Genomic DNA, 12,174 nt, shown 5'->3' with positions numbered 1-12,174 from the left:
CCTGAAGATATAGATGGCCGATCTGTTCAGCGTTGACGAACCGGAAAAGGCGCCGCCCGGTCGGCCGCTGGCCGACAGGCTGCGGCCGAGAAACCTTGGCGAGGTCGTCGGCCAGGAGCATCTGACCGGCCCCGATGGCGCACTGACCCGGCTGATCGGCTCCGGTTCGCTCGGCTCGATGATCTTCTGGGGGCCGCCTGGCACCGGCAAGACCACGGTGGCAAGGTTGCTCGCCGGTGAGACCAGCCTTGCCTTCGAGCAGATATCGGCGGTCTTCTCAGGCGTCGCCGACCTCAAGAAAGTGTTCGAGGCGGCCAAGCTGCGGCGCGCCAACGGCCGCCAGACCCTGCTTTTCGTCGATGAGATCCATCGTTTCAACCGCGCCCAGCAGGATTCCTTTCTCCCCGTCATGGAGGATGGGACGGTCGTCCTGGTGGGCGCCACGACCGAAAACCCCTCTTTTGAACTCAACGCGGCCCTCTTATCCCGCGCGCGGGTCATGGTCTTCCATTCGCTCGGCGAGGAGAGCATCGCCAAGCTGATGACGCGGGCGGAAGAGACGGAGGGCAGGGCGCTTCCGCTCGATGACGAGGCGCGGGCGATGCTGATCCGGATGAGCGATGGCGACGGACGCGCATCGCTGACCCTCGCCGAGGAAGTCTGGCGTGCCGCCAAGCCTGGCGAGGTGTTCGATCCCGAAGGGTTGCAGCGCATCGTCCAGCGCCGCGCGCCGATCTACGACAAGGGCCAGGACGGCCACTACAATCTGATCTCGGCGCTGCACAAGTCGGTGCGCGGTTCGGATCCGGATGCCGCGCTCTACTATCTCGCCCGCATGTTCGATGCCGGCGAGGATCCGCTCTATCTCGGCCGCCGTCTGGTCCGCATGGCGATGGAGGACATTGGCCTTGCCGATCCGCAGGCGCTGGTCGTCGCCAACGCTGCCAAGGACGCGTATGATTATCTTGGCTCCCCGGAGGGCGAACTCGCCTTTGCCGAGGCCACCGTCTATCTCGCCACCGCACCGAAATCCAACGCCGTCTACACCGCCTTCAAGGCGGCCACGCAGGCAGCCAAGCAGCATGGCTCGCTGCTGCCGCCGAAGCACATCCTCAACGCGCCGACCAAGCTGATGAAAGAGGAAGATTACGGCGCGGGCTATCGCTACGACCATGACGAGCCGGACGCCTTTTCGGGGCAGGACTATTTTCCGGAGAAGATGGGCCGCCAGACCTTCTATGATCCGCCGGAGCGTGGTTTCGAGCGCGATATCCGGAAGCGGCTCGACTACTGGGCGAAGCTGCGCAAGGAACGGGAATAGCCGTCTTGCGTGGCCCGGTGGTCGTCACGCTTGGGACGAAGCTTCGCCCTGGGGCGTTTCAACTTCGGTCGTTCTTCATGCTCTCTTTGCCGCGACAGTGGCATTGATGCCGCTGCCGAAGCGGCCGAACCGGCTGGAGGAAGAGCGGGTGTCGGTCGACATCCTGACGCCTGAACAATTCGAGACATCGACCAGACCGCCGCCCGTACCAGCTGTTCCGGCGACGCCGAAGCCGCGGACAGCAGCGCCACCGCCTGCTTCGAACCCGTCCAAACCTCAACCGCCCAGCGCGCCGGCCATGATCCGGCCAACAGAAATGCTGTCGGGCAAGACGCTCGCCGATCCGCGCAGCCGGCAGGCGCGCGCCGATCTTGCGACCTTCGCTTCCGACGAGCGCATGGTGCAATTGTGCGATATCGAGGCCATGGACCAGATTCGCCGATGGCGAGCGGACTTTCAGCCAGACCGTGTGGTGCCCTATGCGACGGCGGAGGAAAAGATCACAGACACCACGATCGCCGCGAATGGCGCGGCTTTCCGCAGCCGCAAAAACTGATACAACCTGAAATTCAAATGCCAGCTCGCACAAGACGGTGAAAGCGTCATTGACTTTGAGTTTCTGGTCGGCGATCCCGTGGCCAGGGACAAATGGGACGAGCTCGGTTTGCCGGCGGTGCATTGACCTGATTCCAGCAAGCTCCACAAGGCAGCCACCAGGCCACGATGCCGTGACCGTTGTGTGGTCACCCAAAAAACCTTATCAAGGCGCACGACCGGGCGGTGGTCGTTGCCAAGATTTTGGCATCTCGCAACAGGATCGCGCTTCGCGCGTGGAAAAATGACAAAAACCCTTCGCAAGTCCCTTCGCAAATTCGCCATCGCCATTCCGCTTCTCGCCCTTGGCTTCTATTTCATTCCCATCCTCACGACGATCTTCATCGTTTGTGGCCTGATCGACGTGCTGCGCAACGACAGGAAGGATCTTTCGCTGTTCAGCGGTTACTTCCTTGGCAACGGCCTGTTCACCTGGCTGCTCTCGCCATTCAACCTGCTGGTGGACCTGCTCTGCTACAAAAATCCGGGCGTGTGGAAGCTGGAGCAGTTTCCGGAAGACTATCAGCGCGAGGTCAATGAGGTTCTTGATATTTTCAAGGCGCGCAAGGGCGAGATCATCGCCGACATCGACGCCAATTTCGGCGCCGGCCGGCGCGGCATGTACGTCTATCAGTGGTACGGCAAGCACAGGATAGACAACGTCGCCGAGTTCAACAGGGATTTCAAATACATCAAGACCATCGCCGTTTCCGTTTTCAGCAAGCGCGAATCGACTTCCTGGCATTTCGGCCCGCTGCGGCTCAGCCTGCGCATCCTCTATAATTTGATCCCGGTGAAGTCGGAGATCTTCGTCGAATGCGGCAACGTCAAGAATTACTGGTACGACAATCCGCTGTTCATTTTCGACGACACGCTGCTGCATCGATCGGTCAATGAATATGACGGCCGCCGCTACTGTGTGTTCATGGACATCATCAGGCCGTCCCCGGTTCCCCGACTGATAGCCGGCATGCTCGCCGTCGTCTCGGTCAGCGTCGAACGCATCAATTCGATGTTCTACAAGAACTGGAAGATGATTGGCTCGACCAAGCCGAAGAAGGTCGAAACAACCTGAACTGAAAAATCCACTAGCGCAGCCGGACCGGTGCTGTTTCACCAGTCCGGTGGCTGCTGCGACGGCTCATCGCCGATGTGCTATCCCCGCGGTGAGTTCATTGTCGGCGACAACGACGTCATGCTGGGCGAGATCGGCGGAACGCCGGTCCATATCAGCGCCTCGCAATATGAGGTGTGGAAACACACCGACCTCATCATCGACGTGGTAGCGGGCAGGGGTGGCATGTTCTCCCTCGACAACGGGCGCGAAAAGCGGTTTCTGACGCGCTCAACCGTCTGTGCCATTCCCGGAACGCCCTCGCGGGCCTGAAGGGATTGACGCCGCCGCCCTCGCAGGGGCAGTAGACGGCCATGTTCAATCTGCTTCTCGTTGTCATCGGCGGCGGCATCGGCGCCGGCATCCGCCATCTGACCAGTATGGGCGCGCTGCGCCTTGTGGGCCCCAACTATCCCTGGGGCACGATGGCCATCAACATCGTCGGCTCCTTCGCCATGGGCCTGTTCATCGCTATCCTGGCGCGCCGCGGCGGATCGAACGAAGTCAGGCTCTTTGTCGCCACCGGCGTCTTCGGCGGCTTCACCACCTTTTCGGCTTTCTCGCTCGATTTCGCGACGCTTTGGGAGCGGGGCGCCACGCTGCCCGCGTTTGGATATGCGCTGGCCAGCGTCATTGGCGCCATCATCGCCTTGTTTTTGGGTCTTTGGCTCGCAAGAAGCCTGCCTTAATGCTATTGGCGCGCCGAGAGCAGGCCAGGCCCCGCTCGGAAAACAGGTAAGAAAATATGGCAGGCGTTGAACAGATCACGGTGGAAGCCGGCGAGGCGGGCATGCGGCTCGATCGCTGGTTCAAGACCCATTTCCCGGGCCTTGGCTTTGGCCATCTGCAGAAACTGCTGCGCTCCGGCCAGATCCGCGTCGATGGCGGCCGCGTCAAGGCGGACACCCGCGTCGAGCCTGGTCAGTTGGTGCGCGTTCCGCCGCTCGAGGTGGATAAGAAAGGCGACAGCCCGCTCACCGGCCACTCGATCCGCAACCAGGGCGATGCCGACGTGCTCGCCAAGATGCTGCTGCATGAGGACCCGAAGGTCTTTGTCTTCAACAAGCCGGCGGGTCTGGCGGTGCAGGGCGGTTCGGGCGTCACCCGCAATGTCGACGACATGCTGGAAGCCTGGCGCAACCAGAAGGGCGAGAAGCCACGGCTGGTGCACCGGCTCGACCGCGACACGTCGGGTGTGCTGGTCGTTGCTCGCACGAGACTGGCCGCGATGAAGCTCTCCGAGGCATTCCGCGCCCGTGAGACCAAGAAAACCTATTGGGCGCTGGTCAAGGGCGTGCCGCCCAAGCGCGAGGACAAGATCTCGACCTGGCTGATCAAGGAGGCGACGCCAGACGGCGACCGCGTGCGCATCGCAGCACACGGCGAAAAGGGCGCCGACCACGCCGTCTCCTACTACCGCATCATCGAGCAGGCGGCACAGACGATGACCTGGCTGGAGATGGAGCCCTATACTGGGCGCACGCATCAGTTGCGCGTCCATGCGGCCTATATCGGTTGTCCGATCATCGGTGATCCCAAATATTTCGAGGCCGACACCAATTGGGATTTTCCCGGTGGCATTCAGAACCGCCTGCACCTGCATGCACGCCGGATTATCATTCCTCATCCGGACAAGGGTGTCATCGACGTCAGCGCCCCGATGCCACCACACATGCGCCAGAGCTGGAACCTGATCGGTTTCGACGAGCAGAGCGCGGAGGACTGATTGTGAGTGGCGCTACCGACGTGCTGGACCGCCGCGACACGGTCGATCTAGCAGCCGCTGCCATTATGGTCGGCCTGACCTTTTCCTGGGGCCTGAACTACGTCGCCGCCAAGATCTCCTACGCCGGCTACGATCCTGTCTTCCTGGCGATCGCGCGCTCGGTCATTGGCGGCTTCTTCGTCTTTCTCTGGTGCCGCTGGCGCGGCATCGCGCTTTTCACCCGGGATGGCACGTTGCTCGCCGGTATCGCTGTCGGCGTGCTTTTCGGCATCGAATTCCTCTGCCTCTACGTGGGGCTGGAGCACACGACCGTTGCCCGCAACACGCTGTTGGTCAACTCAATGCCGTTCTGGATGCTGGTGGGCGGGCATTTCCTGCTTGGCGAGCAGATCACCTGGCGCAAATTCCTCGGCCTGCTATTGGCCTTCGCCGGCCTTGCCACGGTCTTTTCCGATAAGCTCGGCGGCGGCGACATGCTGTTCGGTGATCTCCTGAGCCTCGGCTCCGGGTTCTTCTGGGCCTTGACCAATATCCTCATCAAACGGTCGAAACTGGTTGAAGCGAGCGCCGAGAAGCTGTTGCTCTATCAGCTCGCCGGCGCGGCGATAGTCGGCATTTTGGTATTGCCTCTCGCCGGTCCGCCGGTGCGCGATCCCTCATTGCTGCCGACATTGGCGCTGCTTTTCCAGGCGATCTACATCGTCGCTTTCACCTATGTCCTATGGTTCTGGCTGCTGCGCCGCTATCCGGCCTCCGGCCTGTCCAGCTTCACTTTCCTGTCGCCGGTTTTTGGTGTCTTGTGCGGTGCCTTGATCTTGAACGAGCCGCTGACCATTCGCATTTTTCTGGCACTTGGCTTGATTGTAGCGGGCCTGATCATCGTCAACCGGCCGGCACGCAAGCTGACACCGGTGTAAGAGAGAGATTTCATGCGTGATATCCTCAACGACCTCGAAGCGGGCAAATATCTTTCCGATCCGGATCCGGTGCGTCGCGCCCAGATTCAAATGAAGACACCGCTGCCCAAGCGCTTCTACAAGACCGTTTCGGTTGCGCCGATGGAGGGAGGGTTTGCCGTCCATCTCGACGGCAAGCCGGTGCGTACGCCCGGCAAGGCGCTGTTGGCGCTGCCGACGCAGGCGGCGGCAGCGCTTGTGGCCGACGAGTTCGCCGCGCAGGACGAGACCATCAATCCGGTGACGATGCCGGTGATGCGCCTCGTCAACACCGCTTTGGACGGGGTCGCCAGCGATCCGCAGGCAGTGCTGGAAGACATACTTCGCTTTGCCTCGTCGGATCTGCTCTGCTACCGCGCCGACGCGCCGCAAGGGCTGGTCGAGCGGCAGAACGAGCAGTGGGATCCGGTCATTGACTGGGCCCGTGCGGCGCTCGGCGCCCGCTTCAACCTTGCCGAAGGAATCATCCATGTCGAGCAGCCGCGCGAGACGATCGCCGTTCTGGGCAGTCATCTTGCCCAGCGCGCGCAGCCGCTGCGGCTGGCCGCCATCCACGTCATGACCTCCCTGACCGGTTCGGCGCTGCTGGCGCTCGCCGTCGATTTCGGCGAGCTCGACGGTGAGGCGGCCTGGGCCGCCGGCCATGTCGATGAGGACTGGCAGATCGAGCATTGGGGGCAGGACGCCGAAGCGGTCGCGCGTCGCACGGCCCGCAAACGGGACATGATGGCTGCCGTCAATCTTCTCGAAGCGCTCAAGGTCTGACCGGCCGGTTTATTGCCGCAGCGCACCTAATACCAAAGTCATAATCCCAAAGGCGCTCTGCCTTAGACCCCGGCTTTCTGTCATTTTTTCCGTGATGGCTGTCGTGAGTCCGCGTTCGCAGGAGAACCCGGACGCTGCCACGCGGCATCGAGGACAAGGGTCTCACGGGAGGATAACTCAATGGCAATGGCATCAACCGCCGGCGGAACGAGCCGCGGCATGACGCGGGAGGAGAAGAAAGTCATCTTCGCCTCTTCGCTCGGTACCGTTTTCGAATGGTATGATTTCTACCTCTATGGCTCGTTGGCGGCCTTCATCGGCTCAACCTTTTTCAGCCCGACCATTCCCGAGGCGACCCGCAACATCTTCGCGCTGCTGGCCTTTGCCGCCGGCTTCCTCGTGCGCCCGTTCGGCGCGCTCGTGTTCGGCCGCATCGGCGACCTTGTCGGCCGCAAATACACCTTCCTCGTCACCATGACGATCATGGGTCTGTCGACCTTCCTGGTTGGCCTGCTACCCGGTTATGCGACTTTGGGCATCGCGGCTCCGGTGATCCTGATCGTCCTGCGCATGCTGCAGGGCCTGGCGCTGGGCGGCGAATATGGCGGTGCGGCGACCTATGTCGCCGAGCATGCGCCCGATGATCGCCGTGGCTTCTATACGTCCTGGATCCAGACGACGGCGACGCTCGGCCTGTTCCTGTCGCTGATCGTCATCCTGATCGTGCAGGGATCACTGAGCAAGGAAAGCTATGCCGCCTGGGGCTGGCGCGTTCCCTTCATCGTCTCCTTCGTTCTGCTTGCCGTTTCGATCTGGATTCGGCTGTCTCTCTCCGAATCTCCAACCTTCCAGAAGATGAAGGACGAAGGGAAGGGCTCCAAGGCGCCGCTGTCGGAAGCCTTCGGCCAGTGGAAGAACGCCAAAATCGCCCTGCTGGCGCTGCTCGGCCTTACCGCAGGCCAGGCCGTGGTCTGGTATAACGGGCAGTTCTACGCACTGTTCTTCCTGCAGAACGTGCTGAAGGTCGACGCGCAGTCGGTCAACATCATGATCGCCATTGCACTGGCGCTCGGCTCGATCTTCTTCGTCGTCTTCGGGTGGCTGTCCGACAAGATCGGCCGCAAGCCGATCATCATGGCCGGCCTCGCGCTTGCCATCGTCTGCACCTTCCCCCTGTTCAAGGCGCTGACCTGGGCCGCCAATCCGGCGCTCGCCAAGGCGCAGCAAAATACGCGGGCGACGGTGACGGCAGCACCCGGCGACTGCAAGTTCCAGTTCAATCCGGTCGGTACCGCGAAGTTCACGACGTCCTGCGACATCGCGACTTCGTTCCTGACCAAGAACTCGGTTCCCTACGACGTGGTGCCGACGGCCGCGGCCGGAACGGCTGCGTCGGTCAAGATCGGCAACGAGACGGTGACGTCCTACGATGCGGTCGCCGCCGGCGATCAGGGCAAGGCCAAGGACACTGCCTTCGTCAAGGCCGTCAACATGTCGTTGCAGGATGGCGGCTATCCGCTGAAGCGCGCGGCAATCAAGGTTGTGGATCAGAAACTCGACGCCTTCATCGCGGCCAATCCCGAGTTGAAGCTCGATGCCGCGACCATCCGAGGCGGTGAGAAGGCGACTGTTCCGACTGACAAGGCAGTCACCGACAAGCTGTTGACCAAGGACGAGGCGGCCGGCGCGCCAGAAGTCACCGTCTACAACATTCCGGGCGGCGGTGCCTTCGCCATGGTCGCTGATCCGGCGGCCGTGAACTGGCCAATGACGATCGGCATCCTGTTCATCCTGGTGGTATTCGTGACCATGGTGTACGGACCGATCGCCGCGATCCTGGTCGAGATGTTCCCGACCCGTATCCGCTACACCGGTATGTCGCTGCCCTATCACATCGGCAATGGCTGGTTCGGCGGCCTGCTGCCGGCGACCGTGTTCGCGCTCAGCGCCTACAAGGGCGACATCTACTATGGCCTCTGGTACCCCGTGGTGATCGCGGCGATGTCGCTGGTCATCGGCATGATCTTCGTCAGGGATACGCTCGGCACCGATTTGGACGCCAAGCAATAGCCGACTGGTTGAGCTTAAAAAACAAAGCCCGGCGCGAGCAATCGCGCCGGGCTTTTCATGTCCGAGGCCTGAAGAAAGCGGATCAGCTCTTGGGCTGATTCTCGTCTTCAATCGCCGCTTCGTGGTACCAGCCGTCAAAATCGACGTGCGTGCCGCGCAGGGATGCGAGCTCTGCCGCGAATTTGGCCTTCGCGCCTAAATTTGAAGCAGATTTACGTGCTGCCAGAGGGAACATCAGAATTTGTGCCGACGGACGGGAGGTAGCAACTTCCACGGGCATTCTCCTTTCTTCCGCAGGAGCTTGTCGATTCAGCTTTGCTGCAAGATAGGTTCTGCGAGTCCTTTAGGCAATATGCCTATGAAGAGATCAGTATTTGCCTGCTATTTGTGCATTTCAGGCCTTTGATCGATCTCGGTCCATTTGCTGAGGCGGCTCGGCAAATTCAATGAGATATCGCAGCCATTTTGCCGCACTCGCCGACGCCCGAGTGGCACACGAATTGCTTTTTTGTGATCCGGCAGGGCCGGCTGCTGAGGGCAGGCGCAAGTCGACGCCGTTCAGTGTTCGGTGATCAAGCAACGAGAGGCTAGAATGACGAAATACAAGCTCGAGTACATTTGGCTCGATGGTTACACCCCGGTCCCCAACCTTCGCGGCAAGACGCAGGTCAAGGAATTCGCCGAATTCCCGACGCTCGAACAGCTGCCGCTGTGGGGCTTCGATGGATCCTCGACGATGCAGGCCGAGGGCCGCAGTTCCGACTGCGTGCTGAAGCCAGTGGCACTCTATCCGGATCCGGCCCGCACCAATGGCATTTTGGTCATGTGCGAAGTCATGATGCCCGATGGCGTGACGCCACACGAGTCCAACAGCCGTGCGACCATTCTCGACGACGATGGTGCCTGGTTCGGTTTCGAGCAGGAATATTTCTTCTACAAGGACGGCCGTCCGCTCGGCTTCCCGGACAGCGGCTATCCCGCGCCGCAGGGCCCGTACTACACCGGCGTCGGCTACAAGAACGTTGGCGACGTCGCGCGCCAGATCGTCGAGGAGCATCTCGACCTTTGCCTCGCCGCCGGCATCAACCATGAAGGCATCAACGCCGAGGTGGCCAAGGGCCAGTGGGAATTCCAGATTTTCGGCAAGGGTTCCAAGAAGGCCGCCGACCAGATCTGGATGGCTCGCTACCTGCTGCTGCGGCTGACCGAAAAGTACGGCATCGACATCGAGTTCCATTGCAAGCCGCTCGGCGACACCGACTGGAACGGCTCGGGCATGCACTGCAACTTCTCGACCCAGTACATGCGCGAAGTCGGCGGCAAGGCCTATTTCGAGGCGCTGATGGCGCAGTTCGACAAGAACCTGATGGACCATATCGCCGTCTACGGCCCGGACAACGACAAGCGCCTGACCGGCAAGCACGAGACCGCGCCGTGGAACAAGTTCAGCTATGGCGTCGCCGACCGTGGCGCCTCGATCCGCGTGCCGCATTCTTTCATCAAGAACGACTACAAGGGCTATCTGGAAGACCGCCGTCCGAACTCCCAAGGCGACCCCTACCAGATCGCCTCCCAGGTCCTGAAGACGATTTCGCAGGTTTCGACCGGCGCGTCGATTTCGGCTGCCGCCTGATCGTTTTCGCGGCACGGGTCAGGAACATGGCCTGTGGCCGGAGACCCCGATAAAGCCACGGTGGAAACGCCGTGGCTTTATCGTGCTGCTTGGGCGGCGTGAGTGGGCAAGCCAGTCCAACCGGCGACAGCTCCGCGCGCCTTGGGCGTTGCCAACACCTTGGCATGCGGCAGGGCAGGGCCGCGGTTGCCGTCGCGTGGGATCATCTCGCCAATGGCGACCAGTGCGTTCAGCACGCCTTCCTCGTCGCTTGCACTACGGCCATATAAAAATCGTCCATCCCTGCCCAAGGGATGAAATCCATATGCCCATGGCTCCGCTCGGCGGCGGGCCTTGCGGAAAGCGGCGTTAGGCGCGGCGTCGACAAGGCGAGAAAGATGTCGCCGGAAATGTGAGCCGGTGGTGGGGGCCCACGCCAGGCCGAGCGACTGCTTGACGAGAGCCGGTTTGCTCTCCCAAAACCCTCGTGACAGCAAGCCCCGCACTTTCTCGGCGCTGGCGGAACCCTCCCGCTTTTGCGACGTTCCCGACGCGAAAGGAGACTTGAGATGGCTAAGAAGAATAAGATTCCCAAGAAGGTCGCGGGCTTCAGGGTGCCGAAGGCGATGCGCAAGTCGAGAATGCTGCGGTCGCTGCTCTCGAGTCCGCTTGGCCGAGACCTCCTTGCAAACGCTATCACCGCCGGCGCGGGCGCCGCGGCGGCCGTTCTGGTGCAGGAACGGGGAGAGGTAGCATCCGCCGGCAAGCAACTGGTGAGAAAGACCGCCGGCGCCGCCGGCATCGCCACCGAGATGGTGCAGAGCGCGGGCTCGGCGGTCATGGGGGTGCTGTCCGACGCGGCTGACGCCGTGCTGCCGAAGAACCAGCAGAGGGGCGGCCAGAAGAAGGCTGCCGGACATTAGTGCAACATGAACTCCCAGATGCCCGTTCCGGCCTGCCGAAGCCGCTGGAACGGCGGTTGCTGAGGGCCTATGCGGATACGGCCCTTCATCGTATGGGTGCCGCGGCGGTACTGCGCGCGCTCGGCGTCCTGGTGCGCAAACATCCAGGTGCGGCCTTCGATGCCGCGCGCGCGGCAATCGCCCAGGCCGGGCGCGTCGGCTACGGCGAGTTGAAGCACGCATTGTTGGGCAGGCGCGAGCAACCGTCTCCCGAGTCTCCTCGGCTGGGCAAACGCAAACTGCGCCGCTTGCGCAAGATGCTCGATGGAGAAGCTACGGCACCGCCGCAGCGGTCGGCAGACGGGAGCGAAAAGCCGGCCGTGAACCACGATCGCTGAATCTGCACGGCCCCGACGAACTTGCCGGATAGGCGCCACCCTCCGACGTTCTGTCCGTGCGAGAACCCCGGCCTTTACCGGGGTTCTTTTTTCTGCGCCGGCCTGGCGGAGCGAATACACCCAAAAAAAGTCAGGTTGAAAAGGGCGGCTCAAAACCGTCGTGCCGGCCCACCCTGGCTGACATGCGGTTACCGTGGCTCAGATCGGCAAGCTTGTAAATCGCTCAAAAAGCCCGGAAAACCGCGGTTATGCGGCGCCTGCCCACTGAAAGGCTCTTATATAAGCTATTGTTCATACACCGAAATCGGCGGTTATGCCTCCGGTTGGCGGCGTTGACAGATTGCGCTGCGGCATGCGTATTCGTGGCCTTGGGGTTGCGCCAAAGTGATGCTGTTCGAACGGGGCGGGGTTTCTTGAACGACGGCATTGGCGGGGGCGCCGGACGAGCGGGCATTGCAGCCTGAGGCAGTGCGCCGCTCGCTCCTGGCGTTTTCATGACGTTCAAAGCCGTTTGCGAACGCAGCTGCATCAGCCTCGTCCCGATCCTGATTTTCATCCTCCGCCGCCAGCTATTGCCTGGGCAAGGGCAATCCATCCCTGAACCAAAAGCAGTCGAGCGCTGGCGCATGGCTGGCCCTTCGCATTGGCGAAACCAGGGCAGCAAAAAGCCCTTGAAGGAGGACGTCCTTCAAGGGCTTTTTTAACGCTATCCCAGG

Annotated in this window: 12 protein-coding genes and 2 pseudogenes; 13 read left to right on the top strand and 1 reads right to left on the bottom strand. The window is 61.8% G+C overall.

Annotation, left to right across the window (positions count from 1 at the left end):
* The first annotated feature begins 13 nt into the window (after window positions 1-13).
* From FJ548_RS12465 to FJ548_RS12425, 9 genes and pseudogenes are all read left to right on the top strand, one after another.
* On the top strand, window positions 14-1,321 hold the full coding sequence (locus FJ548_RS12465; RefSeq protein WP_140611547.1) for a replication-associated recombination protein A: 1,308 nt from the start codon (window positions 14-16) through the stop codon (window positions 1,319-1,321).
* Window positions 1,239-2,003: pseudogene (locus tag FJ548_RS30825) on the top strand (DUF930 domain-containing protein). Before FJ548_RS12465 ends, FJ548_RS30825 begins: the two are co-directional and overlap by 83 nt.
* Window positions 2,004-2,159: 156 nt before the next feature.
* Window positions 2,160-2,990: an aspartyl/asparaginyl beta-hydroxylase domain-containing protein gene (locus FJ548_RS12455; protein WP_140611549.1), complete on the top strand. Its 831-nt coding sequence runs from the start codon at window positions 2,160-2,162 to the stop codon at window positions 2,988-2,990.
* Window positions 2,991-3,014: 24 nt separating this feature from the next.
* A pseudogene (locus tag FJ548_RS12450) lies at window positions 3,015-3,302 on the top strand (DUF779 domain-containing protein); the annotation flags it as partial.
* 41 nt (window positions 3,303-3,343) lie between these two features.
* Window positions 3,344-3,718 carry a fluoride efflux transporter CrcB gene (gene crcB, locus FJ548_RS12445; RefSeq protein ID WP_140611553.1) on the top strand — a complete coding sequence of 125 codons (375 nt, stop codon included), beginning with the start codon at window positions 3,344-3,346 and terminating at the stop codon, window positions 3,716-3,718.
* A gap of 56 nt (window positions 3,719-3,774) precedes the next feature.
* A complete protein-coding gene (locus FJ548_RS12440) occupies window positions 3,775-4,755 on the top strand; it encodes an RluA family pseudouridine synthase (protein WP_140611555.1) in 981 nt (326 codons plus the stop codon).
* 2 nt (window positions 4,756-4,757) lie between these two features.
* Window positions 4,758-5,672 (top strand): DMT family transporter, encoded by a 915-nt coding sequence (locus tag FJ548_RS12435; protein ID WP_140697805.1) that lies wholly within the window; start codon window positions 4,758-4,760, stop codon window positions 5,670-5,672.
* Between the two features lie 12 nt (window positions 5,673-5,684).
* On the top strand, window positions 5,685-6,476 hold the full coding sequence (locus FJ548_RS12430) for an ATP12 family chaperone protein (protein WP_140611559.1): 792 nt from the start codon (window positions 5,685-5,687) through the stop codon (window positions 6,474-6,476).
* Window positions 6,477-6,656: 180 nt separating this feature from the next.
* Entirely contained in the window at window positions 6,657-8,546 is a 1,890-nt protein-coding gene (locus FJ548_RS12425; protein WP_140777994.1) for an MFS transporter, read from the top strand.
* A gap of 82 nt (window positions 8,547-8,628) precedes the next feature.
* Here FJ548_RS12425 and FJ548_RS12420 read toward each other — a convergent pair whose 3' ends face one another.
* On the bottom strand, window positions 8,629-8,820 hold the full coding sequence (locus FJ548_RS12420) for a DUF2735 domain-containing protein (protein WP_140777993.1): 192 nt from the start codon (window positions 8,818-8,820) through the stop codon (window positions 8,629-8,631).
* Between the two features lie 318 nt (window positions 8,821-9,138).
* Between FJ548_RS12420 and FJ548_RS12415 the strand changes: the two genes are divergently transcribed.
* The 4 genes from FJ548_RS12415 (at window position 9,139) to FJ548_RS12400 (ending at window position 12,162) form a co-directional block, all read left to right on the top strand.
* A complete protein-coding gene (locus tag FJ548_RS12415; RefSeq protein ID WP_140611565.1) occupies window positions 9,139-10,179 on the top strand; it encodes a glutamine synthetase beta-grasp domain-containing protein in 1,041 nt (346 codons plus the stop codon).
* 548 nt (window positions 10,180-10,727) lie between these two features.
* The gene (locus FJ548_RS12410; protein WP_140611567.1) at window positions 10,728-11,081 is read left to right on the top strand and encodes a hypothetical protein; all 354 of its coding nucleotides are present in this window, start codon (window positions 10,728-10,730) and stop codon (window positions 11,079-11,081) included.
* 56 nt (window positions 11,082-11,137) lie between these two features.
* The gene (locus tag FJ548_RS12405) at window positions 11,138-11,458 is read left to right on the top strand and encodes a hypothetical protein (protein ID WP_140777992.1); all 321 of its coding nucleotides are present in this window, start codon (window positions 11,138-11,140) and stop codon (window positions 11,456-11,458) included.
* Window positions 11,459-11,952: 494 nt separating this feature from the next.
* Complete coding sequence (locus FJ548_RS12400) at window positions 11,953-12,162, top strand: hypothetical protein (protein WP_140611571.1); 210 nt, start codon at window positions 11,953-11,955, stop codon at window positions 12,160-12,162.
* Window positions 12,163-12,174 lie beyond the last annotated feature (12 nt).

Source organism: Mesorhizobium sp. B2-4-17 (assembly GCF_006441275.1).
Lineage (GTDB): Bacteria > Pseudomonadota > Alphaproteobacteria > Rhizobiales > Rhizobiaceae > Mesorhizobium.
This window is presented reverse-complemented; position numbering and strand designations above follow the sequence as displayed.